This window comes from Kitasatospora sp. NPDC036993 (assembly GCF_055607525.1).
Genome location: NZ_JBVJRP010000004.1, coordinates 250,393 through 269,351 on the forward strand (window position 1 = coordinate 250,393; position 18,959 = coordinate 269,351).

At 74.0% G+C, this 18,959-nt stretch carries 20 protein-coding genes; 14 read left to right on the plus strand and 6 right to left on the minus strand.

Features of this window, described 5'->3' with window-relative positions:
- Nucleotides 1-37: 37 nt before the first annotated feature.
- The 3 genes from ACZ7C5_RS10200 to ACZ7C5_RS10210 all read right to left on the minus strand — a co-directional run bounded on the left by ACZ7C5_RS10200 (nucleotide 38) and on the right by ACZ7C5_RS10210 (nucleotide 2,194).
- Complete coding sequence (locus tag ACZ7C5_RS10200; protein ID WP_470322405.1) at nucleotides 38-910, minus strand: hypothetical protein; 873 nt, start codon at nucleotides 908-910, stop codon at nucleotides 38-40.
- 220 nt (nucleotides 911-1,130) lie between these two features.
- Entirely contained in the window at nucleotides 1,131-1,391 is a 261-nt protein-coding gene (locus ACZ7C5_RS10205) for a DUF397 domain-containing protein (protein ID WP_401080156.1), read from the minus strand.
- Entirely contained in the window at nucleotides 1,388-2,194 is an 807-nt protein-coding gene (locus tag ACZ7C5_RS10210) for a helix-turn-helix domain-containing protein (RefSeq protein ID WP_401080153.1), read from the minus strand. Before ACZ7C5_RS10210 ends, ACZ7C5_RS10205 begins: the two co-directional genes overlap by 4 nt.
- Before the next feature lie 232 nt (nucleotides 2,195-2,426).
- Between ACZ7C5_RS10210 and ACZ7C5_RS10215 the strand changes: the two genes are divergently transcribed.
- The 7 genes from ACZ7C5_RS10215 to ACZ7C5_RS10245 all read left to right on the plus strand — a co-directional run bounded on the left by ACZ7C5_RS10215 (nucleotide 2,427) and on the right by ACZ7C5_RS10245 (nucleotide 10,696).
- Entirely contained in the window at nucleotides 2,427-3,719 is a 1,293-nt protein-coding gene (locus ACZ7C5_RS10215; protein ID WP_470322406.1) for an SUKH-4 family immunity protein, read from the plus strand.
- Between the two features lie 139 nt (nucleotides 3,720-3,858).
- The gene (locus tag ACZ7C5_RS10220; RefSeq protein ID WP_470322407.1) at nucleotides 3,859-4,713 is read left to right on the plus strand and encodes a glycerophosphodiester phosphodiesterase; all 855 of its coding nucleotides are present in this window, start codon (nucleotides 3,859-3,861) and stop codon (nucleotides 4,711-4,713) included.
- A 151-nt stretch (nucleotides 4,714-4,864) separates the two neighbouring features.
- Nucleotides 4,865-5,827, plus strand: coding sequence for a Ppx/GppA family phosphatase (locus tag ACZ7C5_RS10225; RefSeq protein WP_401080147.1), 963 nt, complete (start codon nucleotides 4,865-4,867; stop codon nucleotides 5,825-5,827).
- A 641-nt stretch (nucleotides 5,828-6,468) separates the two neighbouring features.
- Nucleotides 6,469-7,272 (plus strand): sugar phosphate isomerase/epimerase family protein, encoded by an 804-nt coding sequence (locus ACZ7C5_RS10230; protein WP_470322468.1) that lies wholly within the window; start codon nucleotides 6,469-6,471, stop codon nucleotides 7,270-7,272.
- Between the two features lie 45 nt (nucleotides 7,273-7,317).
- On the plus strand, nucleotides 7,318-8,088 hold the full coding sequence (locus tag ACZ7C5_RS10235) for a class I SAM-dependent methyltransferase (RefSeq protein WP_401080145.1): 771 nt from the start codon (nucleotides 7,318-7,320) through the stop codon (nucleotides 8,086-8,088).
- 150 nt (nucleotides 8,089-8,238) lie between these two features.
- Nucleotides 8,239-10,083, plus strand: a complete 1,845-nt coding sequence (ilvD, locus tag ACZ7C5_RS10240; RefSeq protein WP_401080143.1) for a dihydroxy-acid dehydratase — start codon at nucleotides 8,239-8,241, stop codon at nucleotides 10,081-10,083.
- 82 nt (nucleotides 10,084-10,165) lie between these two features.
- Complete coding sequence (locus ACZ7C5_RS10245; RefSeq protein WP_401080141.1) at nucleotides 10,166-10,696, plus strand: hypothetical protein; 531 nt, start codon at nucleotides 10,166-10,168, stop codon at nucleotides 10,694-10,696.
- A gap of 6 nt (nucleotides 10,697-10,702) precedes the next feature.
- Here the strand turns inward: ACZ7C5_RS10245 and ACZ7C5_RS10250 are convergent, their stop codons facing one another.
- Together ACZ7C5_RS10250 and ACZ7C5_RS10255 are read right to left on the minus strand one after the other, a co-directional pair.
- Nucleotides 10,703-11,083, minus strand: coding sequence for an SCO2583/SCO2584 N-terminal domain-containing protein (locus ACZ7C5_RS10250; protein WP_401080139.1), 381 nt, complete (start codon nucleotides 11,081-11,083; stop codon nucleotides 10,703-10,705).
- 112 nt (nucleotides 11,084-11,195) lie between these two features.
- Nucleotides 11,196-11,645 (minus strand): hypothetical protein, encoded by a 450-nt coding sequence (locus ACZ7C5_RS10255; protein ID WP_401080137.1) that lies wholly within the window; start codon nucleotides 11,643-11,645, stop codon nucleotides 11,196-11,198.
- Nucleotides 11,646-11,821: 176 nt separating this feature from the next.
- On the opposite strand from ACZ7C5_RS10255, the gene proC reads away from it, so the two are divergent.
- Together proC and ACZ7C5_RS10265 are read left to right on the plus strand one after the other, a co-directional pair.
- Nucleotides 11,822-12,649 carry a pyrroline-5-carboxylate reductase gene (gene proC, locus ACZ7C5_RS10260; protein ID WP_188296330.1) on the plus strand — a complete coding sequence of 276 codons (828 nt, stop codon included), beginning with the start codon at nucleotides 11,822-11,824 and terminating at the stop codon, nucleotides 12,647-12,649.
- A gap of 93 nt (nucleotides 12,650-12,742) precedes the next feature.
- Nucleotides 12,743-13,996 carry an MFS transporter gene (locus ACZ7C5_RS10265; RefSeq protein ID WP_401080134.1) on the plus strand — a complete coding sequence of 418 codons (1,254 nt, stop codon included), beginning with the start codon at nucleotides 12,743-12,745 and terminating at the stop codon, nucleotides 13,994-13,996.
- A gap of 52 nt (nucleotides 13,997-14,048) precedes the next feature.
- On the opposite strand, the gene ACZ7C5_RS10270 is transcribed toward ACZ7C5_RS10265, so the two are convergent.
- Entirely contained in the window at nucleotides 14,049-14,513 is a 465-nt protein-coding gene (locus ACZ7C5_RS10270) for a hypothetical protein (protein WP_470322408.1), read from the minus strand.
- A 238-nt stretch (nucleotides 14,514-14,751) separates the two neighbouring features.
- On the opposite strand from ACZ7C5_RS10270, the gene ACZ7C5_RS10275 reads away from it, so the two are divergent.
- The 5 genes from ACZ7C5_RS10275 (at nucleotide 14,752) to ACZ7C5_RS10295 (ending at nucleotide 18,938) form a co-directional block, all read left to right on the plus strand.
- Nucleotides 14,752-15,948 (plus strand): acetoin utilization protein AcuC, encoded by a 1,197-nt coding sequence (locus tag ACZ7C5_RS10275; RefSeq protein ID WP_401080130.1) that lies wholly within the window; start codon nucleotides 14,752-14,754, stop codon nucleotides 15,946-15,948.
- 226 nt (nucleotides 15,949-16,174) lie between these two features.
- Entirely contained in the window at nucleotides 16,175-16,384 is a 210-nt protein-coding gene (locus ACZ7C5_RS10280) for a helix-turn-helix domain-containing protein (RefSeq protein ID WP_045699258.1), read from the plus strand.
- Between the two features lie 191 nt (nucleotides 16,385-16,575).
- Entirely contained in the window at nucleotides 16,576-16,674 is a 99-nt protein-coding gene (locus ACZ7C5_RS10285) for a 30S ribosomal protein bS22 (RefSeq protein ID WP_003948845.1), read from the plus strand.
- 151 nt (nucleotides 16,675-16,825) lie between these two features.
- Entirely contained in the window at nucleotides 16,826-17,923 is a 1,098-nt protein-coding gene (locus ACZ7C5_RS10290) for an NAD-dependent epimerase/dehydratase family protein (protein WP_401080128.1), read from the plus strand.
- A 7-nt stretch (nucleotides 17,924-17,930) separates the two neighbouring features.
- Entirely contained in the window at nucleotides 17,931-18,938 is a 1,008-nt protein-coding gene (locus ACZ7C5_RS10295; RefSeq protein WP_188296326.1) for a lysophospholipid acyltransferase family protein, read from the plus strand.
- Nucleotides 18,939-18,959: the final 21 nt, after the last annotated feature.

Consider the following 18,959-nt stretch of genomic DNA (forward strand, 5'->3'; position numbering starts at 1 on the left):
CTTCCGGTGCCGGCCGAGGGGGACGCCGGTGGGCGTGTCAACGGGTGGGCAGGGCTGGGGTGCCGTGACTTCGGAGGGTGTCGCGGATTCGGGCGGCGTGGCGGTGGACGGCGGCCGGGGGGAGTGCGCCGGGGCGGGGTGGTGGGGGTGCCGGGGTGCCGTGGCAGGTGCGGCAGAGGCCGCCGAGGAGGGCGTGGGGGCGGCAGGGGGTGCGGCAGGTGGTGCATTCGGGGATGCGGGTCGTCTGTGGTGGGCGGGGGCGTTCCGGGGGGAGTTTGTCGATCAGGCGGCGGCGGGTGAAGGCGGCCGGGCTGTGGATGTCGGGCGGGAGGCCGTTGGTGAGGGCGATGGTGAAGAGGGCGGGCGTGGTGCCCCGGGCGAACCATTCGGCGGCGAGGGGTTCGAGGGCGGTGCAGTCGGCGGCGGAGAGGGCGAGGCGGGGGTCGGCGAGGCCGAGGCCGGCGAGGGCGGCGTAGGCGGCCGAGGGGAGCGGTGTGTGGTTGCGGACGGGCGTTCGCTCGTCCGGGGGATCGGGATCGGCGGGCGTTGACGCGTCACCCGTGCCGCCGGTGCCGTCGGTGGCGAGGAAGTGGTTCCACCAGGCGTCGGAGCGGGGCGTGCGGGAGAAGTAGGTGTGGAACACCCAGCGGCAGTCCTTGGCGGAGAGCCGCTCGCGGACGCGGCGCAGGTGGCCTGCGGTGGAGAGCCTGGTGAGGGCGGTGCGGCAGGCCATCTGCCCGTAGTGGGGCTGGAGGACGGCGAGGGTCTTGACGTCCATGGCGGCGCCGTCGGGGAGGTGGTCGATGAGCGAGGCGAGGTAGGCCTCGCGGGCCGGGAGGTGGGCGAAGTCGGTCGCGGAGCGGGGGAGTTGCTCCGGGGCGGACTGCTTGCCGTACCCGGGGGCGGCCATGGCGGTATTGTCGTGGGTAGCCACAGGATCGATTCCTTAGAGTCGGTCGATCGTGTCGGTCAGACCCCCGTTCGGTGCTGGTAACACCGGTCGGGGGTTGTTTCGTTGCTGCGCACGCTACATGGCCGAACTGCCTGTGGAAAAGTCGTGACGATAAGTCATATCTGCTGCTAGCAGGGCCGGTTAGGTAGGTGGTTTTACCTCACCGTTCCCTTGAGGGTCACTCGGCCCGCGCGGCTTGAGCTTCGGGCGCGAACGAGACGAAAGCGGACCAGGCCTCGGGGGAGAAGGCGAGGGTCGGGCCGGCCTTGTCCTTGGAGTCGCGGACGTGAATGGTGGAAGGGCAGGCGGCGACCTCGACGCAGTCGCCGCCCTCGGTCCCGCTGTGGCTGGACTTCACCCAGGCGACAGCGACTTCGACGCAGTCGCCGCCCGCAGTTCCGCTGTAGCTGGACTTCACCCAGGTCGGGCTGGTGCTCATAGCTCCTCCGCCAACTTGTTGATGAAACGGGCTGACTCCTCAGGGCTGAGAGCCTGCCGCTGAATCGTCGCATGGCGCTGCCACAGTCCATTGACCTTCTCCGGGTCGGAGTAGAGGAAGCCGATGGCCTGGCCTTCCTCGTAGGCGAGGCGCTCGTGCTCGGGAGTCTCCAGCAGGACGAATGCGCCGTTGACTCCGGGGTGAAGTGTGGTGCCGGGCACGACCTGGATGTCGATGTGCCGGGGCTTGCCGACCTCAAGGAGACGCTCCAGCTGCTCCTTGTGCCCTGCGGTGGTGCCGATCCGGCGCAGGAGGGCGAACTCGTCGATGAGGAAGTTGAACGACTTGGTCTGGTTGCCGAGGATCTCCTGGCGAGCCAACCGGGCAAGGAGCCGCGCCTCCAGGGTTTCGTCGTCCATCGGTGGCCAGTGCACGCTCAGCAGCGAGCGGACAGTGGGCTCGGTCTGGAGCAGACCGGGGATGAGCTGATTTTGGTACGAGCTCAAGACAATGGCCTCGGGCTCGTACTGCATGAGGTCGTGTGAGAAGGGGGCGAACCTCTCCGGCACCATGAATGCGGCTGCCGCGACCAGCATCCCGTTCGCGTCACACAACTCATCTGCGGCTTGGAGTAGTTGGAATGTCGGCCGCCGCCGACCCGCCTCCATCGACCGCACGCTCTCGATGTCGTAGTGGGACGCCTGGGCCAACTGTTCCCGTGTCACGCCCGTCCGCTGGCGAAAACGCTTGACCTGATCGCCGCCGTACTTCCAAGCCATCGGGTACTGCTTCGGCGTGCTCACGGCTCCGCACCCCCTCCTGCCCTGGTCGCAGGGCGGTCAAGCTCTCGCTGCAACTGCGCTGTTGCTCCCGAGGCTATGCCCGCCTGTCGAGGCTTGAAGAGGGAAATGGCCGAACTCAGCTCTTCGGAGTGAAACCTTCCGTGCCCCCACCGGAAGTCGGCCCGGCCGACTCCCGGCGCGCGGGGGGCGTAGGGTCGCGGGTCGGGGAGCGGACGGGACGGGGGTGGGGCCGGTGGTTTCGCGGGCACAGGCGGTGGAGGCGGGGCACCGGTGGATCAACGGGGACCTGCCGCAGGGCGCCGGCCCGGTGCGGCGGGTGTGCACCCACGAGTTCGAGCTCGGCTGGGTGGTGTGGGCCGAGCCCGCCCGGGTGCCGGTGGACCCGCGGACGGGGGAGCGGCGGGCGCCCGAGGAGGTGGGGGCGGCCTGCGCCGTGGTGGACCGGGAGAGCGGACGGTTCACGGTGTGGCCCTCGGTGCCGGTGGACGAAGTGGTCGGGCTGTACCGGGACTTCGTCGGCGCCGGTGCCTACGACCCGACCCGCCCGCCGGCGACCGGCCGGGGCACCAGGGCCGAGCTGACCTACCGGGACGCCGCGGGCGAGGAGCGGTCGCTGGCGCTGCGCTCGGCGGCGGGCCTGCCGCACCCGGCGCTGCGCGGCTGGTGGTGGCTGCGCGAACAGGGCGTCACGGCCGAGGACGTGCTGGCCGTCCGGACCGACCTGCGGCCCGGCGCCCTGCCCGGCGGCTACTGGTCGTACGCGCTGGCCGCCGAACTGCCGCACGTCCGGATCGACTTCGACCTCCCGTACGGCCCGCGCTTCGACCACCGAGCCGCCGCCGTACGGGCGCTGCCCGCGCCGTCGGACGGTCCGGCCCGCAACCGGGTGCCCTTCCCCCGGGCGGTGCGCGCCGACCCCGACGAGCCCGACGCCGCGCTCGCCGCCCGGCTCGCGGAGCGGTTCGGCCCGGCGGGCGTGCGGCGCTTCGACCCGGCGGACGTCGTCCGCGCCGAGCTGCCCGGGGACGCGGCCGCGCTGCTGCTGGCGGTGGGCCTGCCGGTGGCCGTACCGGGCTTCTTCGCGCTGCACCACCCGGGCGCCGGGGCGATCGCCGACGGCGTCCGCCAGGGCACCGTGCTGCCGCCGCTCGCCGCCCACCTGGCCGGACTCGGCCGTGGCACCCGGGCGGCCGGGCGGGAGCGCCTGGCGCTCGCCGGACCGGTGCTGCTGGGGACGGACGGCTGGGCGCTGCTGGCCCTCGACCCGGCCGACGGCGCCGTCCTGGCGGTGGACCCGGACTACGCGACCGCCCGCCACTGCAACGCGGGCCCGCGCGCCTTCGTCCGCTGCCTGGAGGTGTTCGCCGGCTGGTGGCCCGCCCTGCGCGGGCTCGACCCGGTGGCCGCCGGCGAGGCGGTGGACGCCCTGCAGCGCGCCCTGGCGGAGGCGGACGGTACGGTCTTCGCCGACCCGGAGAACTGGTGGGCCGTCATCGTGGAGCAGCTCTGGGACGGCCTGTTGTGACAGCACGTCGGTCGGGCGGCCGGGGAACCGCACACCGCCCCCGCGCTGTCGGTACCCGGGACACCGCACCACCGCAGCCGACCACCATCCGCAGCAGCACCCGCAGCAGCGCCCGAAGCAGGACCTGGAGCATCGAGCCGTGACCGCCCCGCCCCGCGCCGCCCGTACGGCCGTCCTCGCCGCCCTCGCGGTCCTGGCCGCCGGGTGCGCCTCCGGCGGCCCCGTGCTGCGGGCCCGCCCGGCCACCGCGCCGCCGGTCTGCGAGTCCCCGGTGGTGATCGGCCACCGGGGGTCTCCGCGCAAGGCGCCGGAGAACACCATGGCCTCCTTCGACACCGCCCTCGACCAGGGCGCCGACTGGCTGGAGACCGACGTGCAGACCACCAGGGACGGCGTCCCGGTGCTGATGCACGACTCCACCGTGGACCGCACCACCAACGGCAAGGGCGCCATCGCCGACCTGACCGCCGCCCAGATCGCCGCGCTGCGGGTGACCATCGGCCCCGGCCCCGCCCAGCCGGTCGCCACCCTGGACCAGCTGCTCAAGCGCCTGGCCGACAGCAACGCCACGCTGCTGATGGAGATCAAGTGGCAGCGCCCGGAGGACGTCGCCAGGATCGCCGGGATGGCCGCCGGCAGCAGGGCCCGCGTCGTCCTCTACTCCTTCTCCGCCGACCACCTGCGCCAGGCCCACGCGGTCGCGCCCGCCCTGCCGATGGTGCTGATCGAGAGCGGCGCGATCGCCGAGGACGCCGGCGACCTGCCGCTGCGCGGCATCGCCCTGGAGAGCGGCCTGGCCAGCTCCGCCCGGATCGCCGCCGAGCGCCGTGCCGGGCACGAGGTGTACGTCTGGACGCTGGACAGCGAGGAGTCCTGGCAGCTGATGGCGGCCAGGGACGCCGACGGCCTGATCACCGACACCCCGGCCCCGGCCCGCCGCTGGGTGGACGCCAACTGCCCCACGGAGCGCGGGGGCGGGCCGCGCGGGCACTGACGGCCGGTGCGGGCGCGGACGGCCGGTGCGGTGCGGCCGTGCCCGGCCCGCGACAACGGATCACCACCGGGCCCGCCGCCCGGTCCGGGACCAGCGCGAATACCGCCGCACCCCCTCTCGCCAGGGCCCGCATCGCGTAGCGTGGAGATTTATGCGACTCGGTGTGCTCGACGTAGGTTCCAACACGGTCCACTTCCTCGTGGTCGACGCCCATCCGGGCGCCGCGCCGCTCCCCGCGTACTCGCACAAGGCGGAGCTGCGCCTGGCCGAGCTGCTGGACGCCGACGGTGCGATAAGCGAGGCCGGCGTCGAGCGGCTGATCGGCCACATCGCCTCCTCGCTGCGGGTCGCCGAGGACAAGGGCGTCGTCGACATCCTCCCGTTCGCCACCTCCGCCGTGCGCGAGGCCGCCAACGGCGAGGAGGTGCTGCGCCGGGTGGCCGCCGAGACCGGCGTCGAGCTGCGCGTGCTCTCCGGGCAGGACGAGGCCCGGCTCACCTTCCTGGCGGTCCGCCGCTGGTTCGGCTGGTCCTCGGGCCGGCTGCTCAACCTGGACATCGGCGGCGGCTCGCTGGAGATCGCCTGCGGCCTGGACGAGCAGCCGGACGTCGCCGCCTCGCTGCCGCTGGGCGCCGGCCGGCTGACCGCCCGCTGGCTGCCCGGGGATGTCGCCGACCCGGACGGGCTGCGCGAGCTGAGACGCCACATCAGGGCCGAGCTCGCCACCGTGGTCGCCGAGATCACCAGGCTCGGACCGCCGCGGCACGCGGTCGCCACCTCCAAGACCTTCAAGCAGCTGGCCCGGATGACCGGCGCGGCCCCCGCCGACGCCGGCCCGTACGCCGACCGCCGGCTCACCCGCAGCGGGCTGGCCGCCTGGCTGCCCCGGCTGTCCGCGATGACGGTCGCCGAGCGCGCCCAGATCCCCGGCGTCTCCGAGGGCCGGGCCAAGCAGCTGCTGGCGGGCGCGCTGGTCGCCGACGCCGCGATGGACCTGTTCGGTCTGGAGGAGCTGGACGTCTGTCCGTGGGCGCTGCGCGAGGGGATCATCCTGCGCCGCCTGGACGCCATGGACAGCTCCGCCGACCGCCGCCGGCCGGCGCTCACGCCGTAGCCCGGCCGCGGCCGTCCGCGCCCGCGCGAACCCGCGCGAGCCGGTCCGGGCCCGGGCGGCCGTCCCTCCGGGGGAGGCGGCCACGGGCGGCCACCGGCCGGCCACTCAGGGACAACGTGCCGATGGTCACTGCGCCGGTCGTCCCGCCCCGTTCGCGGCGCGCTCCGCTTACGCTGTCTCCCGTGGTGCAAGCAGCGGGCGAGGACGGATCGCAGGAGGACCGCGCTCCCGGGAACGGGCGGTCGCGGTCGGACGGCCCGCGCCGCCGGCTCGGCAAGGCGGTCACGGGCGCCACCGCCGGACAGGCCGCCAAGCAGGCCGCGAAGGCCGTCAAGGCGGCCCGGCGCACCGCGAAGCAGGCCGCCGCGAAGCCGCCCGCCCCCGAGGCTCCCGCCAGGAAGAAGGGCACCGCCGCGAGGAAGACGGCCGCCGCGAAGCAGGCCGGCAGCAAGCGGACCGCCGGAAAGCGGGCCGGCGCGAAGCAGGCCGCCGCCCCCAGGGAGACCCGCACCGCCCGGGCCGCCGGCGCCGCCAAGGCCGCCGTCCAGTCCGTCCGCTCGGTCAAGGCCGCCAAGCGCGACGCCGCCCGCCCGCCGCTGCTGCGCACCACCGACCGGCTGGTGCTGCCCCGGCACCCGGCCCTGCACATCCCCGACACCAAGGTGGCGCTCTCCACCGCCTCGGTGTACCCGGCGAGCACCGCCGTGGCCTTCGAGCTGGCCGCCAAGCTCGGCTACGACGGGGTCGAGGTGATGGTCTGGAACGACCCGGTCAGCCAGGACCTCGACGCCCTGCGCCGCCTCTCCGACGCCCACCAGTTGCCCATCCTGGCCGTGCACGCCCCCTGCCTGCTGATCACCCAGCGGGTGTGGAGCACCGACCCGTGGACCAAGCTGGTCCGGGCCAGGGCCGCGGCCGAGAAGCTCGGCGCGAGCGCCGTCGTCGTCCACCCGCCGTTCCGCTGGCAGCGCCAGTACGCCCGGGAGTTCGTCGAGGGCATCGGCCGGATGGCGGGCGAGACCGACGTCCGCTTCGCCGTCGAGAACATGTACCCGTGGCGCTACCGCGACCGCGAGATGCTCGCGTACGCCCCGGGCTGGGACGTCACCGACGAGGAGTACCGGCACTTCACCATCGACCTCTCGCACGCCGCCACGTCCAGGATCGACACCTTCGCCATGGTCGAGCGGATGGGCGACCGGCTCGCCCACGTCCACCTGGCCGACGGCAGCGGCTCCGGCAAGGACGAGCACCTGATCCCCGGCCGGGGCAAGCAGCCCTGCGCCGAGCTGCTGGAGCACCTCGCCCGCACCGGCTTCGACGGCCACGTGGTGCTGGAGGTCAACACCCGCCGCTCCGCCTCCCCCGCCGAACGCGAGGCCGACCTGGCCGAGGCCCTCGCCTTCACCCGCTTGCACCTGGCCACCCCCTCGCGCGTACGCTGAGCCGTCCGGCCGGCCGGACGCGAACCGCCGTACGGAGGAGGGCACATGACGGAGGGCCGGGACTACCGCGAGGCCGCCCGGAGCTTCGGCGGGGTCGCCGCCGAGTACGAGCGGGGCCGCCCCGGCTACCCGGACGGCCTGTTCGACGCGCTGGAGCGGCTCTGGGGCCGCGGCCTGCGCGGCGCCCGGGTCCTGGACGTCGGCGCGGGCACCGGCATCGCCACCCGGCTGCTGGCCGCGCGGGGCGCGGAGGTCGTGGCCGTCGAGCCCAGCCCCGGCATGGCCGCCCGGTTCCTCGCCTCCTCGCCGGCCCTGCCGCTGGTCCGGGGCACCGGCGACGACCTGCCCTTCCACGACGGCTCCGCCGACCTGGTCAGCTACGCCCAGGCCTTCCACTGGACGTACCCCGAGAAGTCCGTCCCCGAGGCGGTCCGGGTGCTGCGGCCGGGCGGTGCCGTGGCCGCCTGGTGGAACGTGTACGACGAGACCGTGGCGTGGATCCGGGCCAGGGACCGGCGGATGGCCGCCGCCCTCCCCGACCGGTACCGCGGCTACGGCGGGATCGACCACCACGTCGGCCACTTCGCCCCGGCCGGCCTCGCGGTCGAGCGGACGGTGCTGCGCTGGGAGCGGCGGGTCCCCGTCGACCACGTGCTCACCGACCTGACCTCGCGCTCCTACCTCGCCTCGCTCGCACCCGGGGAGCGCGCGCCGGTGCTGGCCGCCGAACGGGAGGCCATGCTCGCCGAGTTCCCGGACGGCATCGTGGTCGAGCCGTTCGCCCTGGACCTCACCGTGGCCGTCAAGCCGGGCTGACACCGGCCGCGCCGGCCCGCCCGCCGCCTGCCCGCATCGCGGACGGGCCGTCCGCCGTCCGGACGGCGGGCGTAGGCTCGGTACCCACAGCGGCCCCCGAACCCTCCCACCAGCGGGGCGCCGGCGACAGCCCCGAAGGAGTGGAGCGCAGTGCCCGAGCTGAGGTCCCGTACGGTCACCCACGGTCGCAACATGGCAGGCGCCCGGGCGCTTCTCCGGGCGGCCGGCGTAGCCCGCGAGGACTTCGGCAAGCCGATCATCGCGGTCGCCAACTCCTTCACCGAGTTCGTCCCCGGCCACACCCACCTCCAGCCGGTCGGCCGGATCGTCTCCGAGGCGATCAAGCAGGCGGGCGGCATCCCGCGCGAGTTCAACACCATCGCGGTGGACGACGGCATCGCGATGGGCCACGCCGGCATGCTCTACTCGCTGCCCTCGCGCGACCTGATCGCCGACTCGGTCGAGTACATGGTCAACGCCCACTGCGCCGACGCCCTGATCTGCATCTCCAACTGCGACAAGATCACCCCGGGCATGCTGATGGCCGCGCTGCGCCTGAACATCCCGACCGTCTTCGTCTCCGGCGGCCCGATGGAGGCCGGCAAGGCCACCCTGGTCGACGGCACCGTGCGCAAGCTCGACCTGGTCGACGCGATCTCCCAGGCGGTCAACGAGAACGTCTCCGACGAGGACATCGCGATCATCGAGGAGAACGCCTGCCCCACCTGCGGCTCGTGCTCCGGCATGTTCACCGCCAACTCGATGAACTGCCTGACCGAGGCGATCGGCCTCTCGCTGCCCGGCAACGGCTCGGTGCTCGCCACCCACACCGCCCGCAGGGCCCTGTACGAGGACGCCGGGCGCACGGTCGTCGAGATCACGAACCGCCACTACGGCCAGGACGACGCCTCCCTCCTGCCCCGGGCGATCGCCACCCGCGCCGCCTTCGAGAACGCCATGGCCCTGGACATCGCCATGGGCGGCTCGACCAACACCATCCTGCACCTGCTCGCCGCCGCCCAGGAGGCCGAGCTGGACTTCGACCAGCGGGCCATCGACGCGATCTCCCGCAAGGTGCCCTGCCTGTCCAAGGTCGCGCCCAACGGCTCGTACTACATGGAGGACGTGCACCGGGCCGGCGGCATCCCGGCCCTCCTCGGCGAACTGCACCGGGGCGGGCTGCTCAACGAGGACGTCCACACCGTGCACGCCGACTCGCTCGCCGAGTGGCTCAAGACCTGGGACGTGCGCGGCGGTTCGCCCTCCGCCGAGGCCGTCGAGCTGTGGCACGCCGCCCCCGGCTGCGTCCGCTCCGCCGAGGCCTTCTCGCAGTCCGAGCGCTGGGAGTCGCTGGACACCGACGCGGCCGGCGGCTGCATCCGCAGCGTCGAGCACGCCTACTCGGTCGAGGGCGGCCTGGCCGTGCTGTACGGCAACCTCGCCGAGGACGGCTGCATCGTGAAGACCGCGGGCGTGGACGAGTCGATCTGGACGTTCAGCGGCCCGGCCGTCGTGGTCGAGTCCCAGGAGGACGCGGTCGAGGCGATCCTCGCCAAGCGGGTCAAGGAGGGCGACGTCGTCGTCATCCGCTACGAGGGCCCCAAGGGCGGCCCCGGCATGCAGGAGATGCTCTACCCCACGTCCTTCCTCAAGGGCCGGGGCCTGGGCAAGGCCTGCGCGCTGGTCACCGACGGCCGCTTCTCCGGCGGCACCTCGGGCCTGTCCATCGGGCACGCGTCCCCCGAGGCGGCCTCCGGCGGCACCATCGCGCTGGTCGAGGACGGCGACACCATCGCCATCGACATCCCCGGCCGCCGGATCTCCCTGGAGGTCCCGGACGAGGTCCTGGCCGAGCGCCGCCGCGCCCTGGAGGCCGCGGGCGGCTACCGGCCGAAGAGCCGCGACCGCCAGGTCAGCCAGGCCCTGCGGGCCTACGCGGCGATGGCCACCTCCGCCGACAAGGGCGCCGTCCGCGACGTGAGCAAGCTCGGCTGAGACCGGACCGCCACGGAGGAGCCGTCCCGGACTGCGGGACGGCTCCTCCGGCACGTGCGGTGGCCGGGTGATAATCGACGACGTGAGCGATCAGCCCCCCATCCCCGCCCCCAAGCCCGACGGCGCCCCCGAGCCGGAGCCGATCCGCTGGTTCGGCACCAGCTGGCTGAACCGGGACGGCGGCTACTGGCCGCGCCGGGTCGCCGTCTCCGTCGGCTCGCTGGCCGCGACCGCCGCCGTGATCCTGGTGCTGCGCTTCGGCGTCGAGGGCATCGCCCTCTCCGACAACGGCACCTTCCTCAACGGGCTGCTGACCGCCGCCATCGCGGTCTGCTCGATGATGGCGGTCCGGCGCACCTGGAAGTCGCTCACCGAGGGCAGGGACCAGCTGACCGGCTGGATGGCCGAGGACAAGTCGCTCGGCGCGGTCTGGCTGATCGGCGGGGCCGGCTCGCTGCTCGCCTACTTCGTCCGCAGCCTGGTCGAGGCCCCCGGCGAAGCGGTCCGGCGGGCGGCCTACGAGCGGGCCGTCGTCCAGTACGAGAAGCGCCAGGCGAGCCGCAGCCGCCGGCCCGACACCAAGGCGCCGGGCCGGGCCAAGCGCAAGCGCTGACGGCGGTCAGCCGGTGAGCTTCAGGACGGCGAGCAGCGCGGCGACGGCCAGCGCGACGTAGAGCGGGGTGCGCCAGGCCGCCCGGCGGCGCGGCCCGGCCTGGCGGCCGGCTGACCGTGGCCCCGGCCCGCGACCGAAGCGCCTCGGCTTCGCCGGGCCGTCGTTGACCGAGCGGCGCCCGCCCGGGTCGACCGGCGGGGTGTGCTTCCACCGGGCGGCCAGCATGCGGGTGCGTCCGGCCTGCTCCTTGTGGGCGGCACCCCGGACGAACTCCTCGTCCAGGACGAGCCCGGCGAACGGGTCCTTCGCGCCCGCCCCGGACGGGGCGGACCCGTCCGGTTCGTCGCCCCGGCCCGGGCGCGGCTGCGGATCTTCGGCTATCGGCATCGCGCCAGTATGCCGACGGGGTGTGACAGCGCGTCGGCCAAGGGCACCCCGCGGGGTGAACCCGGGCTCCGGGCCGCGTTCCGTCTTCGCGCGACCGCGTCCCCGCCGGCGCTCATCCCTTGCCGCGGGCCCGCTTGACCGATCCCACCACCCCGGCGACCGCCAGCAGCAGGCCGGCCGGCAGCAGTGAGACGAAGAAGGCGCCGAACAGGCCCTCGTCGCCGAGGAACAGCTGGGCCAGCGTGTTCAGCGCCAGCAGTCCGCCGGCCGCCGGGAGCGCCGACTGCCACGGGTGCTCGTCCGCCCAGCGGCGCAGCCGCCGGTCGGTGCCGTCGCCGCGCAGCCGGCCGCCGACGGCGCCGACCAGGAAGAAGAAGAACAGGCCCCAGCCGGCCGGTGAGGCCAGCATGCTCAGCGACCAGTCCCCGGAGACCGCCTCGATCCCCAGGGCCGTCGCCCCCACCACCGCGCCGACCCCCGTGGCCGTCCGCCACGGGCCCACCGTCGCCGAGGCGACGGCGAGTCGCCGGTTCTCACGTCGGGACATCTCGTCGTGTGCCATGGCTCCACGGTGCGCCCGCCGGAGCCGGGAGGCCATAGGGGAAACCCCCGAGATTTCACCCTGGGCGACCTCAGGGGTACGGCGGCCGGGCCCGGGGCGACCACGGACCGGACGGTCCCTCCGGGCGCCGTCGCGCGGTGCGAGGATGGCCGCAGTACCGAGGCAAGGAGCGGACCATGGGCAGCAGCGCAGCACCCGGACAGAAGATCGCCTTCCTGGGCACCGGCAAGATCGGCGAGGCCCTGCTCTCCGGTCTGCTGCGGGCCGGCAAGGACCCGGCCGACGTCCTGGTGACCGCCCGCCGCCCGGAGCGCGCGGCCGAACTCGCCGCCCGCTACGGGGTGGTGACCGTCTCCAACGCCGAGGCCGCCAAGCTCGCCGACACCCTGATCCTGGCGGTCAAGCCGCAGGACATGGGCACCCTGCTGGACGAGCTGGCCCCGCACGTCAGCCCGGACCGGCTGGTGATCTCGGCCGCGGCCGGTGTCCCGACGGCCTGGTTCGAGGAGCGGCTGGCGGCCGGCACCCCGGTGGTCCGGGTGATGCCCAACACCCCGGTCCTGGTGGACGAGGGGATGAGCGTGATCTCGGCCGGCTCGCACGCCGGCGAGGAGCACCTGGTGCGCGCCGAGGAGATCTTCAGCTCGGTCGGCAAGGCGCTGCGGCTGCCCGAGGCCCAGCAGGACGCGGCCACCGCGCTGTCCGGCTCCGGCCCGGCCTACTTCTACTTCCTGGTCGAGGCGATGACCGACGCCGGCATCCTGCTCGGCCTGCCCCGGCAGGTGGCGCACGACCTGATCGTGCAGTCCGCGATCGGCGCCTCGGTGATGCTGCGCGACTCCGGCGAGCACCCGGTGAAGCTGCGCGAGGCGGTCACCTCCCCGGCCGGCACCACCATCGCGGCGATCCGCGAGCTGGAGAACCACGGGGTGCGGGCCGCGCTGCTGGGCGCCCTGGAGGCGGCCAGGGACCGCTCCAGGGAGCTGGCGTCCGGCGGGAAATGACCGCTGCGCGACCCCTCCCGCAATCGCGGCGCACCCCCTACGCTCTCGCCAACATCGGCCTACCGGCCGGTAGTGAGGTCGCCTGGAGGTCCGTTGAGTGCCGCACCGCCCGTCCGGTCCCTCTCGTCCCCGGCACCGCCCGGCCTGCGCGCCGGGCGGGCCGCGCTCGCCGTCAGCTTCCTGCTCCAGGGCGTCACCTTCGCCCTGCTGGTCACCTGCATCCCGGAGATCCAGCACCGGTACGGGCTGAGTGACGGCCTGCTGCCGGTCTTCCTGGCCGCGGTGCCGATCCTGGCCGGCGCCGGCTCGATCGCCTCCGAGCGGCTGGTGAAGCGCACCGGCGCGCGGGCCGTGCTGCGGGTGGTCCAGCCCGCCGTCTGCCTCGCCCTGGCGGCCGCCGGGCTCGGCGGCACCCTGTGGCAACTCGCCCTGGCACTCGGCGCGTTCGGGCTGCTGGTGGGCGCGCTGGACGCCAGTATGAACATGCTCGGGGTGGGGCTCCAGCACCTCTACGGCCGCTCGATCATGATCGGCTTCCATGCCGCCTTCAGCCTCGGCGGCATCCTCGGCGCGGCGCTGGCGGGCCTCGGCTCGCACTACGGCCTCGGGCTGCCGGTGCTGTTCGGCACCACCGCCGCGGTGATCGCGCCGCTCGCGGTGCTGGCCGGCACCCTTCCCCGGCCTCCGGCTCCGGGGACTCCCGCCGCCGGCCCGGCCGAACTCGGCGACGCCGTCCGGGAGGCCGCCGAGGCCGCGGCGAGGCCCGTCCCCTGGCGCCCGCTGCTGCCGCTCTGCCTGGCGATGGCCTTCGCGTACATCGCGGACGCCTCGGTCTCCAACTACAGCGTCAAGTACCTCACCGACGGCCTGGGCAGCCGCGAGGACCTCGCCAAGCTCTCCTACCTCGGCTACATGGTCGCGATGCTGCTCGGCCGTTCCCTCGGCGACCGCGCGGTGCAGCGCTTCGGCGCCGTCCCGGTGGTCCGCGCGGGTGCCGCGCTGGCCGCGCTCGGCTTCGGGCTGGCCGCGGTCGCGCCCGCCGCCTGGGCGGGCATCGCCGGGTTCACCGTGCTCGGCTTCGGCATCTGCGCGATCATCCCGCAGGTGTTCGCGGCCGGCGGCCGGCTCTTCCCGGCGGACTCGGACGCCGCGGTGGCCCGGCTCAACCTGTTCAACTACGTGGGTTTCCTGGTCGGTTCGCCGCTGGTCGGGGCGATCGCGGACGCGAGCTCGTACCGCTGGGCGCTGCTCGCCCCGATGCTGCTGGTGCTCGCCGTCCTACCGCTGGCCGACCGCTTCGCCCCCGCACCCGCACCCGTTCCGGCGCCGGCCCCCGCCGTCGGGTGACGCCCTTGCCCCCGCCGTCGGGTGACGGCGGGGGCGGTCGACGGGACGGGGGTCAGCTGATCACGGTCTGGAGCTGGGGCACGCCGAAGGTCCAGCTCTGGTCCTTGGCCGTGGTGGTGCCGCCCACCTGGCCGAACTCGTAGTAGACGTACGGCGCCCAGTTCAGGGTGTACGGCGCGGTGCCCCACCCGGGGGTGTCGGTGATCTTGACGGTGAGCGTGACGCTCTTGGTCGCTCCCGGCGCGATCGGCGCGTTGAAGTGGAAGTTGGCGCTGTTCCCGGTGAACGCGCAGTCGGAGGTGTCACCGGTGCAGGCGGTGATCGTGAAGGCTCCGGCCTGCGTGTTGGCCGGCCAGGTCGGCTGGACGGACTCGTAGGCGAAGTAGATGGCGCTGTTCTCGGCGTTGGTGAGGGACAGCGTCAGGGTCAGCTGGTCTCCCGCCTTGGCCGTCGACTTGTCGACGGCGAAGGTGGTGCCGCTGACCGCGGCGGAGGCCGGCTGGGCGGCGAAGAACACGCCAAAACCCAGTATTGCAGCGAGAATTACCCCAAGGCGTTGCACGCTGAATGGCTTCATGGCGGAGAGGATATGGAGTCGTAAGGCTTTTGTCTGCACCGCCTCAACACCCGCCTCCACAGCTGCCCCACAACTTCCGTAGTTTCAATGCGCACCTGGCGTCCACCGGGCCTCACCCGCGCCGCCCCGGCGCGCCCTGGCAACGGAGCGGTCACCGTCACCCGCTACGGTGGAGGCCATGCCCGAAGCCGAGCGTGACACCCCCTGCGGCCTGCACCTCTTCTGGGACGAGGCCGTCACCGCCTACGACTTCGGGCCCGGCCACCCGATGGACCCGACCCGGCTGGCCCTCACCATGCGACTGGTCGAGTCACTCGGACTGGACACCGGGCCCGGGGTGACCGTCCGCTCCGCGCCGCCCGCCGGCGAGTCCACCCTCCGGCTGGTGCACACCGGGGAGTACGTCGAGGCGGTCAGGTACGCCGCCGCCCACCCCGACCACTCCGACCCCCGGCACGGACTCGGCACCGACGACACCTGGTCCTTCCCCGCGATCCACTCGGCCTCCGCGCTGATCGCCGGCCAGTCGGTCGCCGCCGCCGAGGCGGTCTGGCGCGGCGAGACCCCGCACGCCGTCAACTTCACCGGCGGGCTGCACCACGCGATGCCGGGCAGGGCCTCCGGCTTCTGCGTCTACAACGACCCGGCGCTGGCCATCGCCCGGCTGCTGGAACTCGGCGCCGAGCGGGTCGCCTACGTCGACGTGGACGTCCACCACGGCGACGGCGTCCAGGCGGCCTTCTGGAACGACCCCCGGGTGCTCACCGTCTCGCTGCACGAGCACCCCGCCACGCTCTTCCCGCAGACCGGCTGGCCGGTCGAGACCGGCGGCGAGGACGCACCCGGCTCCGCCGCCAACCTGCCGCTGCCCGCGGGCACCGGCGACTCCGGCTGGCTGCGCGCCTTCCACGCCCTGGTGCCCGAACTGCTCGACGCCTTCCGGCCACAGGTCCTGGTCACCCAGCACGGCGCCGACACCCACCTGGAGGACCCGCTCGCCCACTTCGCCGTCACCGTGGACGCCCAGCGGCTGATCGCCGAGGCGCTGCACGACCTCGCCCACCAGCACACCGGCGGCCGCTGGGTGGCCACCGGCGGAGGCGGCTACGCCGTGGTGGACGTCGTCCCGCGCTGCTGGACCCACCTGGTCGCCACCGCCGCCGCCAGGCCCGTCGACCCGGTCACCGAGACCCCCGAGGCCTGGCGCGCCGAGGTCTACCGCCGCACCCGCCGCCCCGCCCCGCTGCGGATGACCGACGGCGCCCGCCCCGCCTGGCGCGACTTCGACGCGGGCTACGATCCGGCCGACCGGCTCGATCAGGCCATCCTCGCCACCCGCAGGGCGGTGTTCCCCCAGCACGGGCTGCTGGCCTGATACCGCCCCTCCCGGCCGGGGGCGGCGCGGTCCGTGCGTACGGCGGGCAGTGCCATCCGCCGATCGGCTACGTACTGCAACAGTCCTATCTCTCACCGTACGAGGACCGGCCTTCCCCTCTTCCCACTGGTACCACCCATAACTACTCTGGGGATACACGTGTGCCGGTGGAGTCACCGGAGGGGAAGCCGGTGCCTTGCACACGGGTAAGGGTCGGGTGATGGTCATGAGTTCCGTCGAGCGCCCCCTTCAGGAAGTCGTCTTCCTGACCGTGGCGGAGGTCGCCGCGGTCATGCGGGTGTCCAAGATGACGGTGTACCGCCTGGTGCACAGCGGAGAGCTGCCGGCCATCCGGGTCGGACGGTCCTTCCGGGTGCCCCAGCAGGCGGTGCACGAGTACCTCAAGGAGTCCTACGTGCGGCTCGAAAGCGCGTAGGGGCGGGTCGGCCGGGGGTGGTTCCGCGACTGCGGAGCCACCCCCGTTCGCCGTTGATTTCCCGGGTGTTCCCCGGTTGCCGGGGGCGCGATTTACAGCCCCGGGCAACCGGAAGGTAGGCTAGGCCCTCACGTCAGTCGTATGGACTCCGTCTCACACGGGCGAGAGTCTCAGTGAGCGAGGGTTGTTCCGTGGGCTCTGTCATCAAGAAGCGTCGCAAGCGTATGGCCAAGAAGAAGCACCGCAAGCTTCTGAAGCGCACCCGCGTGCAGCGTCGCAACAAGAAGTAAGCGCCCCCGGCCGCGCTCGGCGCGCCCAGCGCTCCCACCGCCCGCCCAAGCCCGTCGTGGCCTGGGCGGGCGGTGTCGTCTCCCGGGCCGGTGGGGCGGCGCGGTACGGTGCACGCAGGCCGCTCGGGCCGAGGGAATGGGGTGCAGCACCGTGGGCGTGGTCGTGCTCGTCACCGGCGTGGCCCGCCATCTCGGTGCCCGGTTCGCCGCCGAGGTGCGCCGCCGGCCGGGCGTGGACCTGGTCGTGGGCGTGGACGTGCAGCCGCCCCGGCTGCCGCCCGAGGAGCCGGCGGGACCGGCGGCCCCGTACCGCTTCCACCAGCTCGACCTGCGCCGCCCGGCGCTCTCCCGGGTGCTCGCCGAGCACGGGGTGGACACCGTGGTGCACCTCAGCGTCAGCGCCACCGGCCTGGGCTCCACCAACCGCTCCGCGGTGAAGGAGTCCAACGTGATCGGCACCATGCAGCTGCTCGGCGCCTGCCAGAAGGCCCCCGGGGTGCGCCGGCTGGTGGTGAAGTCCACCACGGGCGTCTACGGCTCGGCGCCCCGCGACCCGGCGGTGTTCAGCGAGCGGATGCAGCCCAAGGACCCGCCCGGCGGCGGCTTCGCCAAGGACGCGGCGGAGGTCGAGGGCTACGTGCGCGGCTTCGCCCGCCGCCGCCCGGACGTCGCGGTGACGGTGCTGCGCTTCGCCAACATCGTCGGCCCGGACGCGGACACCCCGCTCAGCGAGTACTTCGCGCTGCCGGTGCTGCCGACCGTCCTCGGCTACGACCCGCGGCTTCAGTTCGTCCACGAGGACGACGCCGTCGCGGTGCTCTGCCGGGCCGCCGGCGAACCCGCGCCCGGCACCGTCAACACCGGGACCTTCAACGTGGCGGGGGAGGGCGTCCTGCTGCTCTCCCAGTGCGCCCGCCGGCTCGGCCGGCCGACCCTGCCGCTGCTGCTGCCCGCGGTCAGCTGGATGGCCGTGCTGGCCAGGCAGACCCGGCTGGTGGACGTCTCGCCCGAGCAGCTGCGGCTGCTCACCCACGGCCGGGTGGTGGACACCGCGCGGCTGCGCGACACCTTCGGCTACCGGCCGGCCTTCAGCACCCCCGAGGCCTTCGCCGACTTCGCCGCCGCCAGGGGCCCGGGCCTGCTGCCGCCCGAGCGGCTGGCCGCCGTCACCGACCGGCTGACCACCCTGCTCGGCCCGGAAGCGGCCGCCGCGCCGGACGCCGTACCGAACCGCCGACCGAGGAGCTGAACCCGCGATGAGTGCCGCAGCCGAGAACGCGCCGGGCGAGGCCAAGGTCATCCCGATCGAGTCGGCGCCCAGCTGGAGCTCGCCGGAGGGGCCGAATCCGGCGGACCGGCTCGCCGAGGCCGTCGGCGGGGTGCTGTCCGGGCCGCTCGGCCCGGCCGCCACCCGGCTGTTCGGCAAGGGCTGGGAGGGCCGGGCCGCCGAGCGGCTGGCCTTCCTGCGCCGCCGGGTGACCGGCGACTACGAGGTGGACGAGTTCGGCTTCGACCGGGAGCTCACCGAGGAGGTGCTGCTCTCGCTGCTGCGCCCGCTGGCCGAGAAGTACTTCCGGATCGACGTCCAGGGCGTGGAGCACATCCCGGCGGAGGGCGGCGCGCTGATCGTCGCCAACCACTCGGGGACGATCCCGCTGGACGCGCTGATGACCCAGGTGGCCATCCACGACCACCACCCGGCCCGGCGGCACCTGCGGATGCTCGCCGCCGACCTGGTCTTCGTGCTGCCCGGCATCAACGAGCTGGCCCGCAAGGCCGGTCACACGCTGGCCTGCAACGAGGACGCCCAGGCGCTGCTGGAGCGCGGCGAGGTGGTCGGGGTCTGGCCGGAGGGCTTCAAGGGGATCGGCAAGCCCTTCTCCGAGCGCTACAAGCTCCAGCGGTTCGGCCGCGGCGGCTTCGTCGCCTCGGCGCTGCGGGCGCGGGTGCCGATCGTGCCCTGCTCGATCGTCGGGGCCGAGGAGACCTATCCGATGATCGGCAACGTGAAGACGCTGGCCCGGCTGCTGGGCCTGCCGTACGTGCCGGTCACGCCGACCTTCCCGTGGCTGGGACCGCTCGGGATGCTGCCGCTGCCGACCAAGTGGACGATCCGCTTCGGCGAACCGATCGCCACCGACGCGTACCCGGCGGAGGCGGCGGACGACCCGATGCTGGTCTTCGACCTGGCCGACGAGGTGCGCGAGACCATCCAGCACACCCTCTACCAGCTGCTGGTGCAGCGGCGGTCGGTGTTCTTCTGAGCAGCCCGGTACGCGAACGGC

What these genes read in the sequence shown, in the direction of transcription:
- ACZ7C5_RS10200 (WP_470322405.1), bottom strand. Translation starts at nt 910, where the DNA reads ATGGCCGCCCCCGGGTACGGCAAGCAGTCCGCCCCGGAGCAACTCCCC.
- proC (WP_188296330.1), top strand. Translation starts at nt 11,822, where the DNA reads ATGGGCAGCAGCGCAGCACCCGGACAGAAGATCGCCTTCCTGGGCACC.
- ACZ7C5_RS10205 (WP_401080156.1), bottom strand. Translation starts at nt 1,391, where the DNA reads ATGAGCACCAGCCCGACCTGGGTGAAGTCCAGCTACAGCGGAACTGCG.
- ACZ7C5_RS10250 (WP_401080139.1), bottom strand. Translation starts at nt 11,083, where the DNA reads ATGCCGATAGCCGAAGATCCGCAGCCGCGCCCGGGCCGGGGCGACGAA.
- ACZ7C5_RS10225 (WP_401080147.1), top strand. Translation starts at nt 4,865, where the DNA reads ATGCGACTCGGTGTGCTCGACGTAGGTTCCAACACGGTCCACTTCCTC.
- ACZ7C5_RS10235 (WP_401080145.1), top strand. Translation starts at nt 7,318, where the DNA reads ATGACGGAGGGCCGGGACTACCGCGAGGCCGCCCGGAGCTTCGGCGGG.
- ACZ7C5_RS10280 (WP_045699258.1), top strand. Translation starts at nt 16,175, where the DNA reads ATGAGTTCCGTCGAGCGCCCCCTTCAGGAAGTCGTCTTCCTGACCGTG.
- ACZ7C5_RS10295 (WP_188296326.1), top strand. Translation starts at nt 17,931, where the DNA reads ATGAGTGCCGCAGCCGAGAACGCGCCGGGCGAGGCCAAGGTCATCCCG.
- ACZ7C5_RS10275 (WP_401080130.1), top strand. Translation starts at nt 14,752, where the DNA reads ATGCCCGAAGCCGAGCGTGACACCCCCTGCGGCCTGCACCTCTTCTGG.
- ACZ7C5_RS10255 (WP_401080137.1), bottom strand. Translation starts at nt 11,645, where the DNA reads ATGGCACACGACGAGATGTCCCGACGTGAGAACCGGCGACTCGCCGTC.